This is a genomic window from Telluria sp. LT1R51-2 (assembly GCF_059685775.1).
On record NZ_JCASIM010000001.1, the window covers coordinates 1,468,447 to 1,492,795 of the forward strand.

Consider the following 24,349-nt stretch of genomic DNA (forward strand, 5'->3'; position numbering starts at 1 on the left):
CATGAACTTGTTCGAACATTTGGCCTTGCTGGCCGTGCTGGTGCTTGCGGCGGGCTTCCTGTCCCTCACCGAAATCTCGCTGGCTGGCGCCCGCAAAATCAAACTCAAATTGCTGGCCGAAGCGGGCGACGACCGTGCCCGCAAGGTCATGGCGCTGCAGGCGCATTCGGCCGACTTCTTCGCGGCCTCACAGCTTGGCCTGAACGCCATTGCGATCCTGGGCGGTATTCTGGGCGAGGGGGCGCTGCGCCCGTTCTTCCTCGAGTGGCTCTCCGTGTTCTACGCAGGCCCGGGCCGCGAAAACATCGCCTTCACGCTGTCGTTCGTGTTCGTCACCACGCTGTTCGTGCTGTTCTCGGACCTGATGCCCAAGCGTCTGGCGTTGATTTCGCCCGAAACGACGGCGATGGCGGTGATCCGGCCGGTGCTGTTCGTCATCCGCCTGTTCAAGCCGTTTTCGTGGACGCTGAACGTGATCGCCAACGGCCTGTTCAAGCTGTTTGGCATCAACATGACGCGCGAAGACCGCATCACGTTCGATGAAATCTCGGCCGTGGTCGAAGCAGGCGCGCAGGCCGGCGTGCTGCAAAAGCAGGAGCAGCACTTCATCGAGAACGTGTTCGAACTCGAGTCGCGCGCCGTGACGTCGACAATGACGACGCGCGAGAACATCGTGTTCTTCGACCTGACCGAACCTGAAGAGAGCGTGCGCCAGAAGATCGCTGCGCACTCGCTGTCGAAATTCCCCGTCTGCGACGGCGTGATCGACCGCGTGGTCGGCTATGTCGACACGCGCGACATCCTGGTGCGCCTGCTGAACAACCAGTCGCACTTCCACCTGAGCGAATCGACGATCCGCACGGTCCTGATCATCCCCGACAGCCTGACGCTGTCCGAGCTGCTCGACCGCTTCCGCTCCAGCAAGGAGACCTTCGCGGTCGTGATCAACGAGTACGCGTTCGTCGTCGGCGTGATCACACTGTCGGACATCATGGTGACCGTGATGGGGCGCTGGGGCAGTCCGCTGGAAGCCGACCAGCAAACGATGCAGCGCGAAGACGGTTCGTGGCTGATCGACGGCAGCACGCCGGTGGCGGAGATGAAGCGCGTGATCGACCTGCAGTCGCTGCCGGAAGAAGAGCGCTACGAGACGGCGGCCGGCTTCATGATGTTCATGCTGCGCAAGGTACCCAAGCAGACTGACAGCGTCGAGTACGAAGGCATGCGCTTCGAGGTGCTCGACGTCGACCATCACCGCATCGACCAGATACTGGTCAAGCGCCTCGACCCGGGGCAGAAGGCGCTCGGGGCGGCGACGCCTGCCGCCCACTAGGTTTGTTTTATAACCGTGCGAGACGCTCCAGCGCAAGCTGCAGCGTCTCGTCTTTTTTCGCGAAGCAGAAACGCACCACGCGCGACTCTTTTGGCTGACTATAGAACGCCGAGACGGGAATGGCGGCGACCTTGATCTCGCGGGTCAGCCATTCGGCAAACTCCGCTTCGCTCACATCCGAGATCGCGTCATAGCGCACGCACTGGAAGTACGTGCCGTCCGATGGCAGCAGCGTGAAGCGCGACGCCGCCAACCCGGCGCGGAACAGGTCGCGCTTGGCCTGGTAGAACGCCGGCAGGTCGCGCCACGGCGCCGGGTCCTGCAGGTAGGCGGCAATCGCGTGCTGCATCGGTGCGTTGACGCAAAAGACATTGTATTGATGGACCTTGCGAAACTCCGCCATCAAGGCCGCCGGCGCGGCCACATAGCCGATCTTCCAGCCGGTCACGTGGAACGTTTTGCCGAAGCTCGAGACGACGAATGCGCGTTCGGCCAGCGCCGGATGGCGCGCCACCGACGCATGCGGCTCGCCGTCGAACACCATGTGTTCATACACTTCGTCCGACAGGACAAGGATCTGCGTGTCCTGCACGATCGCGACCAGGGCCTCGAGATCGGCCTGGCGCAGGATCGTGCCGGTCGGGTTGTGCGGCGTGTTGATGACGACCATGCGCGTGCGCGGCGTGACCGCGGCCCGCACGTCGTTCCACTCAACGCGGTAGCCATCGGCGTCCAGCCGCATCGTCACCGGCACCACGACGCCGCCTGCCAGCGTAATGGCCGGCGCATAGCAATCGTAAGCCGGCTCGATGACGATCACCTCGTCGCTCGGGTGCACGACGGCCAGGATCGCCGACTGGATGGCCTGGCTGGCGCCGGCAGTGACGGTGATGTCGGTATTCGCATCGTAGCGATGGCCGTAGGTGGCCTCGATCTTGGCCGCAATCGCCGCGCGCAGCGCCGGCAGCCCGGTCATCGGCGGATACTGGTTATGCCCGGCGCGCATCGCGTCGGTCACCAGGTCGACCAGCGCCGGATCGCAGGCGAAATCGGGAAAACCCTGGCCCAGGTTGACGGCGCCATGGTCGATGGCCAGTTGCGACATGCGGGTGAACACGGTGGTGCCGATGTGCGGCAGGCGGGAAACCAGCGGTGGAAGGCTCATGAATGCATCCTGATCGAAAGCAAATGGGGGGAAGCCTTATTCTAGCGTGCCTTCGGCCCTGGCCTGGCGCCACGAGGCGATCCACACCTCGGGCAGCACGATGCGAAACAGCCCCGCCTGCGCCGTCTTGCGTCCCAGCTTGAGCAGCGCCTTGTCCTTGCTGATCAGGATCGACGCGCCAGCGTCGCGCGCGAGCTCCATGAATTTCTGGTCGTCGCGGTCGGTGCACACGGGCAGGCGGATCGCTTTCGAATCGACGTCAACGAGGCGCAGCAGGGCGTCGAAGCGGGCGGCGGCGGCCAGGCGGCTGTCATCGTCCAGCGGCAGGTGCTGGTAGTGCAGCACGGCCAGGTATTCGGCGCGGCAGTCGGCGCGCGTGATGGCATCGATCTCGCGCGCCTCGATGGCGGCGAGCAGGTCGGCCCAGCGCGGATCGTGGAACACGAACAGGTCGAGCAGCACATTGGTGTCGATGACGATGGTTGGGGCTGGAGCGGTTATCATGTCGGTTGTTTATTTATGGAAAAGTTTCGTACGGCCATGCTGATTGTCCTGTCTCCCGCCAAGTCCCTCGATCTCGAATCGCCCCTGACCACGCCGCACCAGTCCACACCCGACTTCATTGCCCATGCGGGCGAACTGATCGAGGTCCTGCGCGGCCATTCACCCGCCTCGATCAGCGAACTGATGGACCTGTCCGACGCGCTGTCGATGCTCAACGTGGGGCGCTACGCCCACTGGGAACCCGATCATGGACAAGCGCGACCGGCGATCATGTCGTTCAATGGCGACGTGTACACGGGGTTCGATGCGCGCACGCTGAACACGGAGGCGCTGACGTTTGCCCAGCGCCACGTGCGCATCCTGTCGGGCCTGTACGGCGTGCTGCGGCCGCTGGATCAGATGCATCCGTATCGCCTTGAAATGGGTACCCGGTTGGCTACGTCGCGCGGCAAGGACCTGTATGCGTTCTGGGGCGAGACGATCACCGCCGCCCTGAACCGGCAACTGGCCGAGAACGGCTCAACGGCGCTGGTAAACCTGGCCTCGACCGAGTACTTCAAGTCGGTCAAGCCCAGGCTGCTGGCCGCGCCCGTCATCGAGCCCGTGTTCCAGGACTGGAAGAACGGCCAGTACAAGATCATCTCGTTCTATGCCAAGCGGGCGCGGGGGATGATGGCGCGCTATGCGACCGAGAACGGCATCACGGATCCCGAGGAGCTCAAGGACTTCGATGTCGACGGCTATGCCTTCGAGCCAGCGGCGTCAAGTGAGCGCGCGTGGGTGTTCCGGCGCCGCATTGCAGTGTAGGGCAGACACGACAAAGGCGCCGCGTGGCGCCTTTGTTCTTTGCCGGCCCCGGCGCTTACTGCACCGCATCCTTCGGCGCTGCCTTGGCGCCACCCTTGGACCAGAACTTCCACCACGGCGCATCGCCGCGTGCGTTCGGATTCAGGAAGTAGCTGTCCGGATAGTTCAGCGCGAACACACGCTGCGTATCGTCGCGCAGCAGCGGCATGCCGAGCTTGTCGTACGAGCGGATCATGATGAACAGCGCTTCTTCGCGTGCCGGGGCGTCGGTGTAGTTGGTCACCGCATCCTGGGCACGATTGAGCGCCGCCAGGTACGAGCCGCGGCGGTAGTAGTAATTCGCCACGTGCACTTCGTACTGGGCCATCGCATTGATCAAGTAGCTCATGCGCTCGGTCGCGTCGGCCGCGTACTTGCTGTTCGGGTACTTGTCGACCAGCGCCTTGAACGCCGCGAACGCTTCACGCGTTGCACGCGGATCGCGCTCGGTCGGGTCCTGCGAGTACACGAAGCTGAAGAACCCGAGCTGATCGTTGAAATTGATCAGGCCACGCAGGTAGTACATGTAGTCGACCTGGGGGTGGTTCGGGTGCAGCTTGATGAAGCGCTCGACCGCCGCCAGCGCTTGCGCCTGGTCAGCCGACTTGTAGTGGGCGTACGCCACTTCCATCTGCGCTTGTGTTGCATACACGCCGAATGGGAAGTTGGTTTCGAGCCGGTTGAACAACGGGATTGCGGCTTCGTAGTGCCCACCTGCCATCTCTTCGCGCGCCTCAGCGTATAATTTCTCCGCCGACCAGTTTTTGGACTCGTCCTTGGCCTTTGGCAGCATACTGCATGCCGACAGACCGACGAGGGCGCAAGTAGCGACCAACACAGACAATTTTTTTTGCATAGCTTTTTGCAAGAAATGTTTTACCTAGATTCAACGAACGGCTGATTATAGCCGATGGGACTCACGTGATATTAACTCCTGCGCCGAATCCGGCGGATTTACCGATTGACCCTGATTTTGACGATGAACTGGAGATCGGGTTCGTCCCGTTGCCAGGCACCGATCTGTCGCCCATTACCTTGGCGCTGCAAGAAGAACATTGCGGCCAGCGCCTCGACAAGGTAGTGGCTGGCCTGGTGCCCCAGTTCTCGCGCAGCCGCCTGCAGCAATGGTTTGAAAGCGGCCACATCACGGTTGACGGTAAACCGGCCCGGGGCAAGGACACGGCCTATGGCGACGAAGCCATTGTCGTCGTGCCACAAGCTGCGCCTGAAGACACGGCGTTCGCGCCGGAAGCGATGGATCTGACCATCGTGTACGAAGACGACGACATCATGGTCGTCAATAAGCCGGCGGGCCTCGTCGTGCACCCGGGTTCGGGCAACTGGACCGGCACGCTGCTCAACGGCCTGCTGCATCACTGCCCGCAACTGGTCGGCGTGCCGCGCGCCGGCATCGTTCACCGTCTCGACAAGGATACCAGTGGCCTGATGGTCGTCGGCAAAACGCTCGCTGCGCAGACCGACCTCGTGCGCCAGCTGCAGGCGCGTACCGTCAAGCGCGAGTACTTCGCGCTGGTGTGGGGCACGCCGCGCCTGTCGGGCACGATCGACAGCCCGATGGGGCGCGATGCCAAGGACCGCGTCAAAATGGCCGTCTCGAGCAGCCCGTTCGCCAAGCCGGCGATCACCCATTACGAGCGCGTTATTTCGGGCGAGCTGGATCGGCGTCCCGTCACGCTGGTGCGCTGCCGCCTCGAAACGGGCCGCACCCACCAGATCCGCGTGCACATGCAGTCGCTGGGCTTTTCGCTCGTCGGCGATGCGGTGTATGGCAAGCGTCACCTGACGCCGGTGTTCCCGCGCCAGGCGCTGCAGGCGCGTCGCCTGGGCCTCGTGCATCCGGCCACCGGTGAGCAATGCGAATGGACCGTGCCGCTGGCCGACGATTTCGCCGAGCTGATCGCGCGTGCCGGCATCGAAGAGCCGGAGCTGGGCGAATTCGGCACGGCGATCGAGGATGCGGCGGACGACGACAACGGCGTCGTCACCTACCGCGCGTGAGCACGCTGGCCCCGTTGTCCCATTCAGCGCTGGTCTGGCCAGATTGGCCTGACTTGCCGGCATCCGTCGGCGCGCTGGCCACCAGCCGCGATGGCGGCGTCTCCGTCGGTCCGTACGACGACGGCAAGGGTGGCGGTGGCCTGAATCTTGGCCTGCATGTGAACGACGCGCCCGACGCCGTCGCCGCCAACCGCGCCTTGCTGCAAGCCTGGTTGCCGGGCCGTCCAGCCTGGATCGCCCAGGTGCATGGCGCCGACGTCGTTGACGCCGGCACCGTGGGCCCGAGCCAGCCGGTGCGCACGGGCGACGCCAGCATAGCCACGACACCCGGCGTCGTCTGCGCCATCCTGACTGCCGATTGTCTGCCGGTGCTGTTTGCCGATCTGGATGGCAAGGTGGTCGGCGCGGCGCACGCCGGCTGGCGCGGACTGGCTGGCGGCGTGCTGGGCGCGACCGTGCGCGCCATGCGTGCGGCCGGCGCGGGCGAGATCACGGCGTGGATGGGGCCGGCAATCGGTCCGGATGCGTTCGAGGTTGGCGACGACGTGGTGGCGGCATTTGCCGCGGCGCTGCCGGGCGACGCGACGCGCGCCTGCTTCACGGCCTATCCGGGTCGCCCCGGTAAGCACCTCGCCGACATGTTCACGCTGGCCCGCTTGACGCTGGCGCATGATGGCGTCGAACGCGTGCATGGTGGCGGGCTGTGTACGGCCAGTGCGCCTGAGCGCTTTTATTCCTATCGCCGCGATGGCGTCACCGGCCGCCAGGCCAGCGTCATCTGGCGTAAATAACGCCTGCGCGCGATGCGGTACGGCTCAGTCACCGTCACCGCCGCCGTCATCCATGTCGTCTGCCGGCGACTCCCGCCGTGGTCTGACCTGATGCCGGGACTGCTGTGTTCGCCCGCGCTGCCGGCGCCGTTTCGCGCCAGTGATATAAAAAAGTATGGATAATGGCAGTGCGCAATAAAACGCGAACGTCATGATGCCGGCCACGACGGTCGGCTCGGTCGCCGCCATGAGCACCACAACGTATATCCAGGCAATGGCAACGATCCACATGCAGTAGTTCCTTGTTGTAGTTCCTGGTTGAAGAGACGCGATTCTAACAACGGATGCCCACATGAACATGCCTGATCCACAAGCGCTTGCCGCTGCCTGGTTGTCCCAATGGTCCGACCCTGCCGCTTGGCAACCCTGGATGACGATGATGTCCGCCATGCCTGCCATGCCAGCGATGCCGGGCATGCCCGCCCCGGGTGGCGCGAGCCCGCTGGCCGGCTTCCTGAAAGATGCCGGCGCCGGCATCGACACGGCCCGCATGGAAGCGATCCGCGACGATTATCTCAAGAAAGCAACGCAGCTGTGGCAAGACGTCATGCTGGGCAAGACGCCGGAGCTCAGCGACCGGCGCTTCGCGGCAGCCGAATGGCGCGGCAATCCATTGTCGGCGTTCTCGGCCGCTTCCTACCTGCTCAACGCCGAATGCATGATGGCGATGGCCGATGCGGTCGAGGTTGGTCCGCGCGAGCGCCAGAAGCTGCGCTTCTCGGTGCAGCAGATGATCGACGCGATGTCGCCCGCCAACTTCCTGGCCACCAACCCGGAAGCGCAGCAGCACATGATCGAGACCCAGGGCGAAAGCCTGACCAAGGGCTTGAGCAATATGCTGACCGACCTGCAGAAGGGCCGCATTTCGCAATCGGACGAAACGGCCTTCGAAGTGGGCCGCAATGTCGGCAACACGGCCGGCCAGGTCGTGTTCGAAAACGATTTGTTCCAGCTGATCCAGTACACGCCGACTACGGCGAACGTGCACAGCGTGCCGCTGGTCATGATCCCGCCGTGCATCAACAAGTTCTACATCCTCGACCTGCAGCCGGAGAATTCACTGGTGCGCTACGTGGTGGAGCAGGGCCACACCGTGTTCATGGTCTCCTGGCGTAACCCGGACCGCAGCCAGTCGCACCTGCGCTGGGACGATTACGTCGAAGACGGTGCGATCCGCGCGCTTGACGTCGTGGCCCAGATCACGGGGCAAGAGAAAGCGCACGTGTTCGGCTTCTGCGTCGGCGGCACCATTGCCGCCACGGCGCTGGCCGTGCTGGCGGCGCGCGGGCGCCAGCCGGCCGCGAGCCTGTCGCTCCTGACCACGCTGCTGGACTTTTCGGACGCCGGCGTGCTCGAGGTGTTCATCGACGAAACCCAGGTGGCGCTGCGCGAGCAGAAGCTCGCTGCTGGCGGCCTGATGCCGGGGCGCGACCTGGCCACGACGTTTTCGTCGCTGCGCCCGAACGACCTGGTCTGGAACTATGTCCAGCAAAACTACCTGAAGGGCAAGGAACCACCGGCGTTCGATCTGCTGTACTGGAACGCCGACAGCACCAATCTGCCAGGGCCGATGTTCTGCTGGTACTTGCGCAATATGTATCTGGAAAACAAGCTGAAGCAACCGGGCGCGCTGATGGTGTGCGGCGTACCGGTCGACCTGGGCGCCATCGATGCGCCTGTGTTCGTGTACGGCTCGAAGGAAGACCATATCGTGCCTTGGACAGCGGCATTTGCGTCGATGCAGCTGCTCAATCCGCGCAACCCGAAAGCGAACCGCTTTGTGCTGGGCGCGTCGGGCCATATCGCTGGCGTCATCAACCCGGTTTCGAAAAACAAGCGCAGTCACTGGATCAACGACAAGGGCGGCAAGTTGCGGCCCAAGACGGATGCCGCCTGGTTCGAGAGTGCTGCAGAGCACAAAGGCAGTTGGTGGCCGGCGTGGGCCAACTTCCTGGCCGAGCACGGCGGCGCGCAAGTGCCGGCCCCTGGCGTCGCGGGCAGCAGCGACTATCCGCCGTCCGAGCCAGCGCCAGGACGCTATGTACAGGTCAGGGGTGACTAGCTGTCCACCGCATGTATTGACAGAAAAGCCATGCTTGTGGTGCATCTGGTAATTGCTGCAACTGCCACAATTGCGTGGTAAGGTGTCTGTTATCCCCCACGGTCGAACCGGTCGTGGGTCGGGTGGAGACGAGCCGGCCACGCCGGCCAGAATAATCATAAGTGCGCGGCTCACGAAGCGGCGCCGCAAACCATGGAAACAGAGATGAGCAGTGTGAAGAAGAGTGCAGAACGCCTGATCAAGAAATACCCGAACCGTCGCCTGTACGACACGCAGACCAGTTCCTACATCACGCTGTCAGACGTCAAGCAGCTGGTGCTGGACGCCGACGACTTCACCGTGGTCGATGCCAAGAGCAGCGAAGACCTGACCCGCGCGATCCTGCTCCAGATCATCCTCGAAGAAGAAGCGAATGGCGTGCCGATGTTTTCGAGTTCGGTGCTCTCGCAAATTATCCGCTACTACGGCCACGCGATGCAGGGCATGATGGGCTCGTACCTGGAAAAGAACGTCCAGGCCTTCACCGACATCCAGCACAAATTCACGAGCAACGCCGCCGGCGCCATCGAGGGCAAGCCATTCAGCCCCGAGATGTGGACCCAGTTCATGAACGTCCAGGGTCCGATGATGCAGGGCATGATGAACAACTACATCGACCAGAGCAAGAACCTGTTCATCCAGATGCAGGAACAGATGCAGAGCCAGAGCAAGGCGATGTTCGGTGTGTTTCCATTCCCGGGCATGACGCCCCCGCCCACCGACAAGAAATAAACCACCCGGTATTCGGGCGGCAGGGCATCACCCTCGGGGCCGGGTTCAGGTACAATCGCGGATTGCCCAAACACTTTTCCGCTGCCCATGACTGAACTTCGTCGTAGTCCTTCCGCCAACTCTAGCAGCCTGGCTGCCACAGCCAAGGCACCTGGCGTCATCATTCCGGCGCCCATGCCCGGTGTGATCGCGCCGAAGGTCGGCTTTGTCTCGCTTGGCTGCCCGAAAGCGCTGGTCGATTCCGAGCAGATCCTGACCCAGCTGCGCGCCGAAGGCTACCAGACCGCCAACTCGTACGACGGGGCGGACCTCGTGATCGTCAATACCTGTGGCTTCATCGACGCCGCCGTGCAGGAGTCGCTCGACGCCATCGGCGAAGCGCTGGCCGAAAACGGCAAGGTGATCGTCACCGGCTGCCTGGGCGCCAAGAAGGATGCGGCAGGCGACGACATCATCACCAAGGTGCACCCGAAGGTGCTGGCTGTGACCGGCCCGCATGCGCTGGCCGAGGTGATGGACTCGGTCCACCTGCACCTGCCGAAGCCGCACGATCCGTTCATCGATCTGGTGCCGGACCACGGCGTGAAACTCACGCCAAAGCACTACGCCTACCTGAAGATTTCCGAAGGCTGCAACCACCGCTGCAGCTTCTGCATCATCCCGTCGATGCGCGGCGATCTGGTCTCGCGCCGCATCGACGAAGTGCTGGTCGAAGCCGAGAACCTGTTCAAGTCCGGCGTCAAGGAACTGCTCGTGATTTCGCAGGACACCAGTGCCTATGGCGTGGACGTCAAGTTCCGCACCGGCTTCTGGAATGGCCGCCCGATCAAGACGCACATGACGCAGCTGGTCGAAGCACTGGGCCAGCTCGCGCGCCAGTACGACGCCTGGGTGCGCCTGCACTATGTCTATCCGTACCCGCACGTCGATCACGCGATCCCGTTCATGGGCGATGGCCACGTGCTGCCGTACCTCGACATCCCGATGCAGCACGCGCACCCGGATGTCCTGAAACGCATGAAGCGCCCGGCCAGCGGCGAGCGCAACCTCGAGCGCATCCTGAAATGGCGTTCGATGAATCCGGACCTGACGATCCGTTCGACCTTCATCGCCGGCTTCCCGGGCGAGACCGAGGCCGAGTTCGAGTATCTGCTCGACTTCCTGAAAGAAGCGCAGATCGACCGCCTGGGCTGCTTCGCCTATTCGCCGGTCGAAGGCGCGACCGCGAACCTGCTCGAGAATCCGGTGCCGGAAGAAGTGCGTGAAGAGCGCCGCGCGCGCGTCATGCTGCTGCAAGAAGAAATTTCGGCCAAGCGCCTGCAGGCCAAGGTCGGCAAGACGCTGCGCGTGCTGATCGACGAAGTGGGCGCCCGCGAAGCGATCGGCCGTTCGAGCGCCGATGCGCCCGAGATCGACGGCGTCGTGCACATCAAGCGGCCACTCGTGCCGGGCAAGAGCAAACTGGTCGTCGGCCAGTTCGCCGATGTCGTCATCACGAAGGCCGATGCGCACGACCTGTGGGCCAATCCCGTCTAAGCGGCTGAGCCCATGAGCGCCAAGTCGATCCAGACCACGCTGGTGCATAGCGACTATGTCGCACCGGCGGGGTTCGACGCCTTCCCGCCGGCGACGCACCGCGCGTCGACCGTGCTGTTTGCGAACACGGCGGCGATGCGCGCGAGCCAGTGGACAGACAAGACCGCCTATACCTACGGCTTGCACGGCACGCCGACTACGTTCACGCTGGAAGGCAAGCTGGCTGAGATCGAGGGCGGCAATCATTGCCTGCTCACGCCGTCGGGCCTGGCGGCGATCGCGATGGTCGACTTTGCGCTGCTCAAAAGCGGCGACGATGTGCTGTTGCCCGAGAACGTCTACAACCCGAACCGCGAACTGGGCCGCTGGCTCAGCGCCGATTTTGGCGTCACCGCGCGCTACTACGATCCGATGATCGGCGCCGCCATCGCTGCGCTGATCCAGCCGAACACCAAGCTGCTGTGGGCCGAAGCGCCCGGCTCGGTGTCGATGGAAGTGCCGGATCTGCCGGCGCTGTGCCATGCGGCACACCAGCGGGGCGTGCTGGTGGCGCTCGATAACACATGGTCGGCCGGTCTGGCGCTGCGCGGGTTCGATCTTGGCGCGGACATCGTCATGCACGCGCTGACCAAGTACCAGTCGGGCGGCGCCGACCTGTTGATGGGCGCCGTGATCACGCGTGACCGCGCGCTGAACGACCGGCTGGCGCTGGCGCACATGCGCTTGGGCCTGGGCGTGAGCCCGGACGATGCGTATCTGGTGCAGCGCGGCTTGCCGACGATGAAGATGCGCTTCGACCGGCACGACGCCAGCGCGCGCGAGCTGGCCGCCTGGTTCAAGGCGCGGCCCGAGATCGCAAAGGTGCTGCATCCGGCATGTGAGGATTGCCCGGGCCATGCGTTCTGGCAGCGCGATTTCACGGGCGCGGGCGGCTTGTTCTCGGTGGTGTTCGACGCACGCTTGGACGAGGCGCAGGTCGATCGCATGGTCGATGCGCTGACGCTGTTTGGCATCGGCTACAGCTGGGGTGGGCCCAACAGTCTCGTGATGCCATATCGGATAAACAGCTTGCGGGATCAGTGGGAGGGCGGGGTACTGGTGCGCTTCAATGTGGGCCTGGAAGACCCGGCCGACCTGATCGCCGATCTGGCCCAGGCCTTTGACGTGTTGTGACATAAAAATGGGGCCATTGGCCCCATCTTTTTACACCGGCATCGCGCGGTTGTTGTTCAAATCAATGAAGCCGCGGATCAGCCGATACGCTTTCCAGATCCACGCGACGGGCCACACCACCCACGCCGCGGGAATACCGATGATGGTGGCGAACAGCACCGCGCCAACCGCCATCCACACCACGTACCACCAGAACGAGCGGATCATCCACGTGTGGTGCGTGTAGACCATCGTACCGGCCGTGTCCGGGCGCTTCACGTAGTTGACGATCACTGGCACGATCGACAGCATGCCGAGCGAAAAGAAGAACGTCAGCGCGTGGATCACGTACAGGATGCGCGCCCAGTGCTTGTTGTCTTCGACGCCTCGTTCCAGAATCAGTTCTTGCGACATACCGTCTCCTCGTGCGGGGCCAACCCCCTTTGTTGCCATTGTAGCAGCACGATTCGCGACAATGACCCTGCCGCTTTACCCGATGTGCTGGCGCACCCAAGCGGAGAGGCGCACCGCATCCATCGCGCCGGACTGGCGCGCGATTTCGCGGCCGCCCTTGAACAGTGCCAGCGTCGGGATGCTGCGGATCGCAAAGCGCGCCGACAGATCCTGCGCGCGCTCGGTGTCCACTTTCAGCAGGCGCACTGATGGCTCGAGTTGCCCGGCGGCTTGCGCATACGCCGGCGCCATCATCTTGCAAGGGCCGCACCATTCAGCCCAGAAGTCCACCAGCACGGGAATATCGTTGCGCCCGATGTGGCGCTCGAAGCGCGCGCTGTCGACGTCCAGTGGACGCCCTGTGAACAGTGGCTGCGTACATTTGCCGCAGGTTGGCGCGTCCTGCAGGCGCGACTGCGGCATGCGGTTGACGGCGTCGCAGTGCGGGCAAACGATGTGGGTTGGTTCGGTCATGCTGAATTCCTTCGGTCGATATGATGCCGTTATTGTAAGCGGGGCCCGGTCTGCACGTCGCCGGCCCTGCCATGCGCCGCGCCGCGCCCCGGATCGCTAGAATGATTGCAATAATACAAATGAGACGATCGTATGCCTGAGCAGAATACGCCCGGCAGCCTGCTGGTCGGCTGCGCTGGCTGGAGCCTTGGGAGCAAGGACTTCGCCGCATTTCCGGCAGAGGGAAGCCACCTCGAACGCTATGCCGCCGTGTTCCCGGCGGTGGAAATCAACTCGTCGTTCTACCGACCGCACAAACCCGAGACCTATGCGCGCTGGGCCGCCAGCGTGCCCGAACACTTCCGCTTCGCGGTCAAGGTGCCGCGCGCGATCACGCATGACGCCAGGCTTCACGATGTCGATGCGCTGCTTGACCGGTTCCAGGGCGAAGCCGGCATGTTGGGCGACAAGCTGGGCTGCCTGCTGGTCCAGCTGCCGCCGCGCTTCGGTTTCGATGACGTGCTGGCGCATGCATTCTTCGGGCAGGTGCATGAGCGTTTCGGCTGCAGCATTGCGTTCGAAGCGCGTCACGCCAGCTGGTTCTCGGAATCTGCCACGGCGACGCTGCGCGAGTGCGGCATTGTGCGCGTCATTGCGGATCCTGCCGCCGGCCAGCCCGGGGAGCACGAACCGACCAGCGATACCCACGTCTACGTGCGCCTGCACGGCGCGCCGCGCATCTATTATTCGGCGTATCCGGGCGACGAGATCGCCCGCTGGCGCAGCCGCATTGAGCGCGATATCGCGGCGGGGCGCACGGTGTGGTGCATCTTCGACAATACAGCGGAGGGCGCAGCCGTGCCCAATGCGCTCGAACTGATGGGGCATGAAGTGGGGCCATCGGGCGACCGGGGCGCGGTAGAATCAGCGGGTCCAACCATCACCGCGCGATCCGAGTGAACTCCTCCACCGCCGTCCAGTCAGAGCCGGGCCCGACTGCAGGCCCGCAGCCTGCCGCCATGCCCCTACGGGTCGAGTGCCCGCCAGGCGCCTGCGTCTGCGACCGGGCAGGCGTGCTGGCCGACCCGCATCTGGATCAGCGCCCGTTGATGATCACGCGCCAGCAGGAACTCAAGCTGATCGAGCGGATCGAGCGCGTCGAGAGTTACGCCGATCTGCAATATGTGCAGGGCCTGATCCACAGGAACATCGGCGCGACGCTGCACATCGCGCCGGGCCCGAACGAGGTACGCAGCGTACGCGGCATCGTGATCGTGCTCGAAGACCGGCCTGGGTTGTGCAAGAAGGTGCGGCAATCCGTGCCGGCAGCGGTGCGGAGGTGCTTGACCATGCGGCCCGAGATCGCCTGGGCGATTCTCGATTCGCACGATCTGTTTGGACGTTAAGAGGCAGGCGACGTTCGCCATGAACGTTCAAATTTTCTGGTGAATGGTCTACACTAACGCCCTCAAGGTACCGCTCCACGATGTTGCTCACGCCACTCGGTACAAGTGGTTGATGAGCAAATGGAGGGGAATCCATGAGTGCGATTTTCATGGCCTGGATCGTTCTGGGCATCAGCGTTATGTCAGAAGTTGCTGGCACGATTGCGCTCAGGCAATCGGCTGGCTTCACCAGGATCGGTCCAGCGCTTCTGGCAGGCTTGTTCTATATCGCAGCGGTCTGGCTCATGGCAATTGCCTTGCGCCAGTTGGAAATGGGTGTCACGTATGCGGTGTGGGCTGCCAGTGGCACGGCCATCACCGCGCTCGTTGGCATCGCGTTCTTTCAAGAGCAGGTTTCGCTCCAGAAGCTGACTGGCATCGCCATCATTCTTGTGGGTGTTCTTGTTCTCAGTATTGAAAGAACTGGCGAGGCCTGATCCTTTGGCGAAGGCCGTACGCAGCTTCCGGATCCAGCGCTGCAAAGCGAAGTCGCGGCACAGTAAGAAAGAGAGATTACATGTTCAACGAATGTACATGGCTTCACACGCCACCTGAACGCCAGATCGACCAGGACGCGTTAAAGGTCGTCACCAGCGAGAACACGGACTTCTGGCGCATCACCCAATACGATTTCATCCATGATAACGGCCACTTCTTCGGCAGGCCCGTTGATCATGCATTTACCGCCCAACTGCATGTACGCGCAAACTTTCAGGCGTTGTATGACCAGGCGGGGTTGATGGTGAGGATCGACGAGGCCCACTGGATCAAGATCGGTGTGGAGTTTTCGGACGATCAACTGATGCTCAGCACCGTGTTGACGGCCGAAAAGTCGGACTGGGCCGTGATGCCTGCGCCGTCCATCAGTGACGGCTTCTGGATCCGCGTGACCGTCGGGTCTGGCACCGTCAGGGCGCAGTATTCAGTCGATGGCATCGTGTGGCCCTTGCTTCGCCTGGCACCGTTTCCCGTTGCGGATCGTTACCTCGTCGGCCCCATGTGCTGCACGCCTCAACGTGGCGGTTTGGAGGTAGTGTTCAGCAAGTTCTCGGTACAACCGGCACTGCAGAAAGATTTGCACGATTTGTCGTGAGCGCGAGACCGCATTGCGTCACCAGGAGTTAGCGCATGAAAAAGCCGGCATCAGCCGGCTTTCGTTGCGTGTTACCTGCGGTACGGGAAATGCGACCCGATACGCCCACCCCAACCACAACCGCGATGGCCGCGCCAGCTGCTGCGGTGTGTAGTGTGACACAGCCGGGGTCACAGCCGGGGTCACACAGCGGGGGTCAGGTCTGACATTCGGACACGACCTCAGCCTTAGGCGCGTTCAATAGCGTCTTGTTCAGTATTAGCATGGCCAGATGCCAGCTGGTTCCGGCTACTGCATTGTCGAGATCGTGTCCGAATGTCAGACCTGACCCCGGCTTTTCTGCATGAAAAAAGCCGGCGTCGGCCGGCTTTTGTTGCGTATTACCTGCGGTACGGGAAGTGTGTTCCGATACCTCCGCCCCAGCCCCGGCCACGATGACCGTGCCAGCTGCTACGGCCGAAGTCGAAACCCAGTCCGATCGAGATCGGTGGATACCAGTAGTTCGGCTGTTCGACATACACCGGTTGCGGTACGTACACCGGCTGCTGCTGGATGTACACGGGTTGCTGCTGGACATACACCGGCTGCTGTGGCGTGTAGTACGGCGTCGAATAGGTCGTTGCAGGCACGGGCGTCGAGGTGACGGTGCTGCCGCCCGATGATGCCACGCGCGCACCGGTACCCACTGGCACGGGCGTCACGGACACAACGCGCCATTGACTGGGATCTGCCGGTTGGGCGTAGCCTTGATTGCTGTAATAGGGGCCTGGCGCGGCGCAGCCCGCCAGCATGCCCAGTGACACAATAACGATCGCAAGATTTTTCATGGCGCTCCTCCTGATCAAGTCATCATACGAGCTTGCGTACAAGACGGCGCACGGTTTTACACGCTGTTACAGCGCGCAAACAACCGGTACATAGGTGTGGCCGCTCATCAGCCCAGAATCGTCAACAACCCATCTAGCCCCGAGAAATTGAGCGCCACATTGGCCTGGGCCCGCACAACCGGCTTGGCGCGAAACGCCACCGACAGCCCGGCAATACTCATCATGCGCAGGTCGTTGGCGCCGTCGCCCATCACGACCGCCTGCGATGGCGAGATGCCCAGTTCAGCACACACGCGCTCGACAGTGCGCTTCTTTTCCTCCGCATCGACAATCCCGCCGACGACGCGGCCGGTCAGCTTGCCATCCGCGATCTCGAGCACATTCGCATGCGTGTAATCCAGGCCCAGGCGCTCGCCCAGGCGCTCGGTAAAGAATGTGAACCCACCCGACACCAGCAGCGTCCTGATGCCGGCCGCCTGCACGGCCTCGAGCATCGCCTCGCCGCCCGGCGAGATGCGCAGCCGCTCGTCGTAGACGCGCTGCAGCGCACCGGCATCCAATCCTGCCAGCAGCGCCACGCGGCGCCTGAGGCTTTCCGAGAAATCGAGCTCGCCGCGCATTGCCGCCTCGGTGATCTCGGACACTTGCGGCTTGAGGCCTTGCATGTCGGCGATTTCGTCGATGCACTCGATCGTGATCAGCGTCGAATCCATGTCCATCGCCACCAGGCGCACATCGGCCAGTGAACGGCCGGCCGCGATAAAGGTCGCGTCGACGCCAGCCTCGAACGCCGCGGCGTCGAGACGCTCTTTCAGGTCGGCGGAAAACGCCACGCCTTCGCAGCGCAGCGCATGTTCGCCCACGGCGCTGGTGCGCTGCGGATTGGCCAGTTGCGCCAGGCGTGCCAGCGTGGCTTGGTCGGCCTGCGGGCCCTGCAGCACCAGATTCATCGTCGTGTTCATGCGAGTAGTTGTTTGATGGTCTGTTTGATCTGGTTCACGCGCGCCGACAGGTCCGGCATGCTGGCCGTGATGCGCAGCTTGTCCTGGCCGGCCAGCTTGACGTGGCGGTTCTTCTGGATCAGCGTGATGATCCTGATCGGATCGATCGGCGGCTTTTCCATGAACTGCAGGCTGGCCGCTTCGCCGTGGGCGTCGATCTTGACGATGCCCACGGCCTTGGCCGCAATGCGCAACCGGTGCGTCTCGACCAGCGCCTTCACTGGCTCGGGCAGCTTGCCGAAGCGGTCGATCAGCTCCTCCTGCATGCTGTCGATACGGTCCGCGCTTTCGCAGTTGGCCAGGCGCTTGTAGATCGACAGGCGCTCGTGCACGTCGCCGCAGTAGTCGGCCGGCAGCAGGGCGGGCACGTGCAGATTGATCTCGGTGGTCGATGACAGCGGCGCGGCCAGGTCGGGTTCCTTGCCGGCCTTGAGCGAGCGCACCGCCTCGTTGAGCATGTCCGAATACAGCTGGAAGCCGATCTCCAGCATCTCGCCGGACTGGTTTTCGCCGAGCACCTCGCCGGCGCCCCGGATTTCCAGGTCATGCATGGCCAGGTAGAAACCGCTGCCCAGTTCTTCCATCTGCTGGATGGCGTCCAGGCGGCGCTGCGATTGCTTGGTCAGATTCTGCACGTCGCTCACCAGCAGGTAGGCATACGCCTGGTGGTGCGAGCGGCCTACGCGCCCGCGCAACTGGTGCAGCTGCGCCAGGCCGAACTTGTCGGCGCGGTGCATGATGATCGTGTTCGCGGTCGGCACGTCGATACCGGTCTCGATGATGGTCGTGCACAGCAGGATATTGAAGCGCTGCGCCACGAAGTCGCGCATGACTTTTTCCAGGTCGCGCTCGTGCATCTGGCCGTGCGCCACGCCGATGCGGGCCTCGGGCAGCAGCTCCTGCAGCATCGCACGGCGGTTTTCGATGGTGTCGACTTCGTTGTGCAGGAAGTAGATCTGGCCACCGCGCTTGAGTTCACGCAGGCACGCCTCGCGGATGATCGAGCCGTCTTCGCTCCGTACGAACGTCTTGATCGCCAGGCGCTTTTGCGGCGCGGTGGCGATGATCGAAAAGTCGCGCAGGCCTTCCAGCGCCATGCCCAGCGTGCGCGGGATCGGCGTCGCGGTGAGCGTGAGCACATCGACTTCGGCGCGCAGCGATTTCAGCGCTTCCTTCTGACGCACGCCGAAGCGGTGTTCTTCGTCGATGATCACCAGGCCCAGACGCGTAAACTTCACGTCGGGCGAGAGCAGCTTGTGGGTGCCGATCACGATGTCGAGCGTGCCGTCGGCCATGCCCTTGATCGCGTTGTTGATTTCCTTGCCGGTCCGGAAGCGCGACAGCTCGGCGATCTTCACGGGCCAGTCGGCGAAGCGGTCGGCGAAGGTCTGGGCATGCTGCTCGGCCAGCAGCGTCGTCGGCGCCAGGATCGCGACCTGCTTGCCACCCATGACGGCGATGAACGCTGCGCGCAGCGCGACCTCGGTCTTGCCGAAGCCGACGTCGCCGCACACCAGGCGGTCCATCGGGCGGCCCGACGTCATATCCTTGATGACGTTGTGGATCGCCTCGGCCTGGTCGGGCGTCTCTTCAAAGCCGAAGCTCTGCGAGAAATTTTCGTAGTCGACGTTCGAATACTCGAACGCATGGCCCTGGCGCAGTGCGCGCCGCGCGTACAGGTTCAGGAGTTCGGCAGCCGTATCGCGCACCTGCTCGGCGGCCTTGCGCTTGGCCTTTTCCCACTGGCCCGAGCCAAGCGAGTGCAGAGGCGCGTCTTCGGCCGCCGTGCCCGAGTAGCGTGCGATCACGTGCAGCTGCGACACCGGCACGTACAGCTTCGTGTCTTTCGCGTATTCCAGGTGCAGGAATTCGGTCTCGCCTTCGCCCAGGTCCATGCTGGTCAGGCCCATGTAGCGCCCGATGCCGTGGTTGATGTGCACGACCGGGTCGCCGATCTTGAGTTCGGACAAGTCGCGCACCATCGACTCGACCTGGCTCGTCGCTTCCTGCTTCTTCTTCCCGGCGCGCCGGCCCGAACCGGCATACAGCTCCGTCTCGGTGATGAAGACCAGGTGGCCGGCGCCCGCATCGAGCAGCTCGAAGCCGGCCTGCAGTGGCGCCACGCCCAGGGCCAGGCGGGCGTCGCTCGCGCGGAAACCCTCGAAACCTTCGACTGGGGTCAGATCAAGCCGGTATTCGCTGAAGTACTGCTGCAGCGTTTCGCGCCGGCCGGCCGAATCGGCGCAGATCATCACGCGCGTGTCGCTGCGCTCGAGGTAGGTGCGCAGGCTGGCGAGCGGATCGTCCAGGCGGCGGTTGACGGCGACGTCGGGAATCGGCGCCGACAGTTCGGACGCCGGCGCGAGCGGGTCGCGCGCGATATTCCAGCGGCCGTGCGGCTTGATGCAGGTGAAGAACTGCTCCGCGCTCAGGAACAGTTCGGTCGGCTCGAGGATCGGGCGCTCACGGTCGCTTTTCAAAAAACGGTAGCGCGACTCGGTGTCCATCCAGAAGCGCCCGATGGCGCCATCGATATCGCCGACCAGCGCCAGTGGCGTGCCGTCCGGCAGGTAATCCAGCAGCGTCGAGGTCGAATCGAAGAACAGTGGCAGGTAGTACTCGATACCGGCGGCGGCGATGCCGTTGCCGATGTCGCGGTAAATCGGCGAGCGGGACGGATCGCCCTCGAAACGTTCGCGCCAGCGGCCGCGAAAGCCGGTTCTCGCCGCTTCGTCCATGGGGAATTCGCGGCCTGGCAGCAGGCGCACTTCGCGCACCGGATACAGCGAGCGCTGGGTGTCGGCGTCGAACGTGCGGATCGATTCGATCTCGTCGCCAAACAGGTCAAGTCGGTAGGGCAGGGCAGAGCCCATCGGGAACAGGTCGATCAGGCCGCCGCGCACCGAGTACTCGCCCGGCGACATCACCTGCGACACGTGCGTATAGCCGGCCAGCGTCAGCTGTGCCTTCAGGCGCGCTTCGTCGAGGCGTTCGCCCTGGCGGAAGAAGAAGGTGTAGGCCGCCAGGAACGACGGCGGCGCCAGGCGCACCAGCGCCGTGGTCGCCGGCACCATCAGCACGTCGCACTGGCCGTTGCGGATCTCGTGCAGCGTGGCCAGGCGTTCGGACACCAGGTCCTGGTGCGGCGAAAACGCATCGTACGGCAGCGTTTCCCAATCCGGCAGCAGGTGGCAGGCCAGCTTGCCATCGGCGAACCACGGGATTTCATCGAGCAGCCGCTGGCCGTCGCTGGCATTGGCCACGACGACGGTGAGCATCTGGCCCTGAGCCTTGAGCGCAAGGGCGGCAACCGCCAGCGCGTAGGCGTCGGACGAACCATGAAGGAGCGGCAGGACGAAACGATGGCCTGCTTTGGGAAGGTGTTTCTCGAGGTCGAAAGGCATGCCGCGTGCTTGAAAGATCCGTGAAAAATGCGCTGGAAAGTGGTGGCCAATTATAGTCGAACGCGTGCCTGCTCGCCGCGCAGCGTGGAGAGCGGCGGCTTGTCTGGAAGCCGAATCACGGGCATGATTGCGCTAACATAAAAATCACGGAGATACGATGCGCCCAGCCTTTGCTGCCTTGCCCCTGATTGTTTCATGCCTGCTGAGTGCAGCGGCCAGCGCGGCGCCGGCAGCACCGCTGGTCCTGCTGGGCGATGCGCCGCGAACCGGTGTCGAGATCCTGGCGCTGGCGCCCGATAGCTCGCACCGGCTGGATGGCGAAAAGGTCACCGCTGACGCCGCGCTGCGCACGACCTTCCCGGAGAGCGCCATCGAGCTCACGCGCAGCAAGTATGCCGACGGTGGCGCCGCCCTCACGCTGCAATGGCGCCAGATCTGGAAAAGCGGCGTGGCGCTGCAAACGGCGCCGCAGGATTTGCGGCCACTCCTTGCGCAAGGCACGCTGGGATTCGACCTGAAGGTCGATGCGCTCGACGCCGGTGGCCTCGTGGTCAAGGTCGGTTGCGGTCCGTCCTGCGAACGCCAGGTGCCGTATGTGCTTCCCGGACGCGCCGCGCAGGGCAAGGGCTGGCAGCGCGTCGTGCTGGCGCTGTCGTGCTTCGCGCGCGACGGCGACGATTTCTCGCAGGTGGCCAGGCCGTTTGCGCTGGAAGGCACGGGCAGCGGCCAGGTCAGCATCGCCAACGTGGCCATTGCAGCGGGCGGCACGCCCAACACGGCGTGCCCGGACTGGCGCACGGTGGCGGTCACGCCGGCCAGGCTTGATGAAGCGTGGTCGATCGACTGGTGGCTGCCCCGTCATCGCCAGAAACTCGACGACGCACAGCAGATGGTGCGCGACGGTCGCAGCCCGCAACTGGTGTTCATCGGCGACTCGATCACGCAGGGCTGGGAAAAGGAGGGCGCGCCCGTCTGGCAAACGCACTATGCGAAGTTCGATGCGTTGGACCTCGGGTTCGGCGGCGATCGCACCGAAAACGTGCTGTGGCGGTTGCAGAATGGCGCCGTCGACGGTCTCGATCCGAAGGTGGCGGTGCTGATGATCGGCACCAACAACACCGGCTTGCGCGGCGATTTCCCCGCCAGTACCGTGGCGGGCATCCGTCGTAACCTCGACGAGCTTCGGCAGCGCCTGCCGCGCACGCGCATCCTGCTGATGGCGATCTTCCCGCGCGACGCAATGCCCGACAGCACGCTCAGGCGCACCAACGAGGCCATCAACGCGCAATTGCCGGCACTGGCCGATGGCAACCGGATCGTGTTCCTGGACGTGAACCGCGCGTTCCTGACGCCGGATGGCCTACTCGCGAAAACCATCATGCCCGATCTGCTGCATCCGAACGCAGCCGGCTACGCGATCTGGGCGACGGCAATGCAGCCCGAACTCGACCGGCTGATGGCGCTGCCGCGTCTTTAAGCGCCCTCGACGATGCGCCGGTTGGCAACGCCGAACGGCACGTGCACCATCGGCACCGTGCCGCCGGGGGCAGACTTGAGGTGGGTGAGCTGGTCATCGAAGAAAATGTGCGGCTTGAACACCGACAGCACGCGCGCCTTGTCCATCCCGCCCAGAAAGAATGTCTCGTCGGCCGACACGCCCCAGCTGCCCAGCGTGGTCACGACGCGCTCGTGCGCCGGCGCGCTGCGCGCCGTGATGATGGCGATTCGCACGATGCGGCGGTAATCCGGGTCAGCGCGCTCGGCCTCGTGTTCCAGCTGCTGCAGCATGGCCAGCTTGCGAAACATCCCCGCCAGCGGACCTGGCTGGTGCGGGCGCGCCATGTGCAGGGTTTCGTGGGCGTGGAATTCGCGCAGGTCGTTGTTGCGCTTGTAGACCGTTTCGGACTCATCGTCGGCGATGACGCCGTCGAAGTCGAAGGCGACGCGCAGCTCGATGTCGGTGTCTTCATCGGCGATTCCCGACGGCAGCACGAGGCCGGCCGGATAATCGACCGCGATCGCGCTCTTGACGTCATCTTCGTTTGCCGACAGGAATAGCGCGGTGTTGAAGGCCGGCAGATACGGATAGGGCGACTTGCCGCTCATGAACACGGCGCGCGAGATGTCCAGGCCATAGTGCGCGATCGAGCGCATCACGCGCAGGCCCGTCTCGGGTGAATTGCGCGAAAACAGCACCACCTCAACGGGCGCCTGCTGCGGAAAGCACCGGTTCAGGCTCAGGAAGCGCCGGATGAACGGGAACGCGACGCCGCGCGCCAGGATCACGTCACGCTGGCGCTCCTGGTGGCTGCGGTAGGCTTCCGGCCCGCCGTCCAGATAGACCTGATGCGAATCGGACAGATCGAACAGCGCGCTGGAAGCGACACCGATCACGAGTTTTTCTTCGATGGGAAAGGGCATTCAGGCGTCCTGATCAGCGTGGTCGGTGTCGTTGAAGGTAGCGTAAATCCGGTGCAGGTCCGCGGACAGGCTCGCCGCGGCACTGACAAATGCCGGTTGGCCACCCCGCGCCAGCATGTGCAGTTTGGCCAGGCGGTCAGCCTCGCACAGTACTGCGGGCAGACTGGCAGACGGCGTTACGGCGTCGCCGAGATGGGCAATCGCGTGGCCGATGGCCGGGGGCAGTTCCCATTGCGCGGCGATACCGGCCGAGATCAGGCGCGCCGCGCGCACGAGGCGCAGTCCGAAGGCGTCACTGTCAGGCAAGCCGCCGCTGGGCACCAGGCCATCGATCACCCGCAGCGCCACGATCAGGCCGACATTGTGCATCAGGCCGGCCAGATAGGCTTCGAACGGATCGGCGCCCTGACCGTGCGCCAGTAGGCTGGCGGCCTGCGCACATTTCTCGGACTGGCTCCAGAGTTGCGGCGCGACCAGGCGCGCAAGGCGGCTGGTCTGCAGACTGATGATCCGGCGAAACGCCACGCGCGCCAGCAGCATGCGCAGGCCGTTCTGGCCAAGCAGCAGCAGCGCGCCTTCCAGATTGCGCACGGGTGTGCCGGGTTGATAGTACGGGCTGTTTACTTCGCGAATTACCTCGGCGACCAGGACGGCATCCTGTGCCACCAGGCGCGCCAGATCGGCCGATGAGCCGGCCTCGTCGCGCAGACTGCGCAGCACTTGCGGAATCACGGCCGGCACGCGCGGTACAAGGGCGCTTGCTGCCTGCGGATCGCGGGCGAGCCGCGTCAGCTCGTCGAGCACCAGGGCTTCGTCGCCCGCCGCACCGGCTATATGCGGCCCGGCCAGCCAGTGAAAGAACGCGAGATCCAGATCGGGGGCACCAGGCTGTTCAGCGCCGGGCGTGGGCAGCGCGTCTGCCACCGGCAAGCTGGACGGAAAGGGTGGGTGATCGACAGGCCCTGCGGGCATGGCGCCAAACAGGCGTGCAAGCCAGCGTTTCATGGGACGGGAATGACGAAAGATGGAGGCAT

At 64.0% G+C, this 24,349-nt stretch carries 24 protein-coding genes; 13 read left to right on the forward strand and 11 right to left on the reverse strand.

Features of this window, described 5'->3' with window-relative positions; genetic code table 11:
- Position 1: 1 nt before the first annotated feature.
- Complete coding sequence (gene paeA / locus AC56LH_RS06600) at positions 2-1,333, forward strand: polyamine export protein PaeA (RefSeq protein WP_258837819.1); 1,332 nt, start codon at positions 2-4, stop codon at positions 1,331-1,333.
- A gap of 7 nt (positions 1,334-1,340) precedes the next feature.
- Here paeA and AC56LH_RS06605 read toward each other — a convergent pair whose 3' ends face one another.
- Positions 1,341-2,498, reverse strand: coding sequence for a pyridoxal phosphate-dependent aminotransferase (locus AC56LH_RS06605; RefSeq protein ID WP_499645015.1), 1,158 nt, complete (start codon positions 2,496-2,498; stop codon positions 1,341-1,343).
- A 36-nt stretch (positions 2,499-2,534) separates the two neighbouring features.
- Positions 2,535-3,002 (reverse strand): putative toxin-antitoxin system toxin component, PIN family, encoded by a 468-nt coding sequence (locus AC56LH_RS06610; RefSeq protein WP_499645016.1) that lies wholly within the window; start codon positions 3,000-3,002, stop codon positions 2,535-2,537.
- Positions 3,003-3,038: 36 nt separating this feature from the next.
- On the opposite strand from AC56LH_RS06610, the gene yaaA reads away from it, so the two are divergent.
- Positions 3,039-3,809: a peroxide stress protein YaaA gene (gene yaaA / locus AC56LH_RS06615; RefSeq protein ID WP_499645018.1), complete on the forward strand. Its 771-nt coding sequence runs from the start codon at positions 3,039-3,041 to the stop codon at positions 3,807-3,809.
- A gap of 55 nt (positions 3,810-3,864) precedes the next feature.
- Here yaaA and AC56LH_RS06620 read toward each other — a convergent pair whose 3' ends face one another.
- The gene (locus AC56LH_RS06620) at positions 3,865-4,704 is read right to left on the reverse strand and encodes an outer membrane protein assembly factor BamD (protein WP_258837823.1); all 840 of its coding nucleotides are present in this window, start codon (positions 4,702-4,704) and stop codon (positions 3,865-3,867) included.
- 65 nt (positions 4,705-4,769) lie between these two features.
- On the opposite strand from AC56LH_RS06620, the gene AC56LH_RS06625 reads away from it, so the two are divergent.
- Positions 4,770-5,867 carry an RluA family pseudouridine synthase gene (locus AC56LH_RS06625; RefSeq protein WP_183551769.1) on the forward strand — a complete coding sequence of 366 codons (1,098 nt, stop codon included), beginning with the start codon at positions 4,770-4,772 and terminating at the stop codon, positions 5,865-5,867.
- 53 nt (positions 5,868-5,920) lie between these two features.
- On the forward strand, positions 5,921-6,658 hold the full coding sequence (gene pgeF / locus AC56LH_RS06630; RefSeq protein WP_499645020.1) for a peptidoglycan editing factor PgeF: 738 nt from the start codon (positions 5,921-5,923) through the stop codon (positions 6,656-6,658).
- A 24-nt stretch (positions 6,659-6,682) separates the two neighbouring features.
- Here the strand turns inward: pgeF and AC56LH_RS06635 are convergent, their stop codons facing one another.
- The gene (locus AC56LH_RS06635) at positions 6,683-6,928 is read right to left on the reverse strand and encodes a hypothetical protein (RefSeq protein WP_183551775.1); all 246 of its coding nucleotides are present in this window, start codon (positions 6,926-6,928) and stop codon (positions 6,683-6,685) included.
- A gap of 61 nt (positions 6,929-6,989) precedes the next feature.
- Between AC56LH_RS06635 and AC56LH_RS06640 the strand changes: the two genes are divergently transcribed.
- The 4 genes from AC56LH_RS06640 (at position 6,990) to AC56LH_RS06655 (ending at position 12,239) form a co-directional block, all read left to right on the forward strand.
- Entirely contained in the window at positions 6,990-8,759 is a 1,770-nt protein-coding gene (locus tag AC56LH_RS06640) for a PHA/PHB synthase family protein (protein ID WP_499645022.1), read from the forward strand.
- 204 nt (positions 8,760-8,963) lie between these two features.
- Entirely contained in the window at positions 8,964-9,530 is a 567-nt protein-coding gene (gene phaR, locus AC56LH_RS06645; protein ID WP_183551781.1) for a polyhydroxyalkanoate synthesis repressor PhaR, read from the forward strand.
- Between the two features lie 174 nt (positions 9,531-9,704).
- The gene (rimO, locus tag AC56LH_RS06650; protein WP_499456746.1) at positions 9,705-11,066 is read left to right on the forward strand and encodes a 30S ribosomal protein S12 methylthiotransferase RimO; all 1,362 of its coding nucleotides are present in this window, start codon (positions 9,705-9,707) and stop codon (positions 11,064-11,066) included.
- Positions 11,067-11,078: 12 nt separating this feature from the next.
- Positions 11,079-12,239 (forward strand): cystathionine beta-lyase, encoded by a 1,161-nt coding sequence (locus AC56LH_RS06655; protein ID WP_499645024.1) that lies wholly within the window; start codon positions 11,079-11,081, stop codon positions 12,237-12,239.
- A 30-nt stretch (positions 12,240-12,269) separates the two neighbouring features.
- Here the strand turns inward: AC56LH_RS06655 and AC56LH_RS06660 are convergent, their stop codons facing one another.
- Positions 12,270-12,632 carry a DUF4870 family protein gene (locus AC56LH_RS06660; protein WP_183551787.1) on the reverse strand — a complete coding sequence of 121 codons (363 nt, stop codon included), beginning with the start codon at positions 12,630-12,632 and terminating at the stop codon, positions 12,270-12,272.
- A 75-nt stretch (positions 12,633-12,707) separates the two neighbouring features.
- Positions 12,708-13,145: a thioredoxin TrxC gene (gene trxC / locus AC56LH_RS06665; protein ID WP_499645026.1), complete on the reverse strand. Its 438-nt coding sequence runs from the start codon at positions 13,143-13,145 to the stop codon at positions 12,708-12,710.
- A 132-nt stretch (positions 13,146-13,277) separates the two neighbouring features.
- Here trxC and AC56LH_RS06670 point away from each other — a divergent pair, with 132 nt between their 5' ends.
- The 4 genes from AC56LH_RS06670 (at position 13,278) to AC56LH_RS06685 (ending at position 15,662) form a co-directional block, all read left to right on the forward strand.
- Positions 13,278-14,084 carry a DUF72 domain-containing protein gene (locus AC56LH_RS06670; protein ID WP_499645028.1) on the forward strand — a complete coding sequence of 269 codons (807 nt, stop codon included), beginning with the start codon at positions 13,278-13,280 and terminating at the stop codon, positions 14,082-14,084.
- Positions 14,085-14,143: 59 nt separating this feature from the next.
- Positions 14,144-14,530 carry a hypothetical protein gene (locus AC56LH_RS06675; RefSeq protein ID WP_499648421.1) on the forward strand — a complete coding sequence of 129 codons (387 nt, stop codon included), beginning with the start codon at positions 14,144-14,146 and terminating at the stop codon, positions 14,528-14,530.
- Positions 14,531-14,664: 134 nt separating this feature from the next.
- Positions 14,665-15,006: a DMT family transporter gene (locus AC56LH_RS06680; RefSeq protein ID WP_499645030.1), complete on the forward strand. Its 342-nt coding sequence runs from the start codon at positions 14,665-14,667 to the stop codon at positions 15,004-15,006.
- 80 nt (positions 15,007-15,086) lie between these two features.
- The gene (locus AC56LH_RS06685) at positions 15,087-15,662 is read left to right on the forward strand and encodes a DUF1349 domain-containing protein (RefSeq protein ID WP_499645032.1); all 576 of its coding nucleotides are present in this window, start codon (positions 15,087-15,089) and stop codon (positions 15,660-15,662) included.
- Positions 15,663-16,042: 380 nt separating this feature from the next.
- Here AC56LH_RS06685 and AC56LH_RS06690 read toward each other — a convergent pair whose 3' ends face one another.
- The 3 genes from AC56LH_RS06690 to mfd all read right to left on the reverse strand — a co-directional run bounded on the left by AC56LH_RS06690 (position 16,043) and on the right by mfd (position 20,894).
- Positions 16,043-16,489, reverse strand: a complete 447-nt coding sequence (locus AC56LH_RS06690; RefSeq protein ID WP_499645034.1) for a hypothetical protein — start codon at positions 16,487-16,489, stop codon at positions 16,043-16,045.
- 107 nt (positions 16,490-16,596) lie between these two features.
- A complete protein-coding gene (gene serB / locus AC56LH_RS06695) occupies positions 16,597-17,451 on the reverse strand; it encodes a phosphoserine phosphatase SerB (protein ID WP_499645036.1) in 855 nt (284 codons plus the stop codon).
- Complete coding sequence (gene mfd / locus AC56LH_RS06700; protein ID WP_499645038.1) at positions 17,448-20,894, reverse strand: transcription-repair coupling factor; 3,447 nt, start codon at positions 20,892-20,894, stop codon at positions 17,448-17,450. The genes serB and mfd overlap by 4 nt, the downstream gene beginning before the upstream one ends.
- 157 nt (positions 20,895-21,051) lie before the next feature.
- On the opposite strand from mfd, the gene AC56LH_RS06705 reads away from it, so the two are divergent.
- On the forward strand, positions 21,052-22,371 hold the full coding sequence (locus tag AC56LH_RS06705) for a GDSL-type esterase/lipase family protein (protein WP_499645039.1): 1,320 nt from the start codon (positions 21,052-21,054) through the stop codon (positions 22,369-22,371).
- On the opposite strand, the gene AC56LH_RS06710 is transcribed toward AC56LH_RS06705, so the two are convergent.
- Together AC56LH_RS06710 and AC56LH_RS06715 are read right to left on the reverse strand one after the other, a co-directional pair.
- The gene (locus tag AC56LH_RS06710) at positions 22,368-23,315 is read right to left on the reverse strand and encodes a 5'-nucleotidase (RefSeq protein ID WP_499645041.1); all 948 of its coding nucleotides are present in this window, start codon (positions 23,313-23,315) and stop codon (positions 22,368-22,370) included. The genes AC56LH_RS06705 and AC56LH_RS06710 overlap by 4 nt on opposite strands.
- Entirely contained in the window at positions 23,316-24,320 is a 1,005-nt protein-coding gene (locus AC56LH_RS06715) for an HDOD domain-containing protein (RefSeq protein WP_499645043.1), read from the reverse strand.
- Positions 24,321-24,349 lie beyond the last annotated feature (29 nt).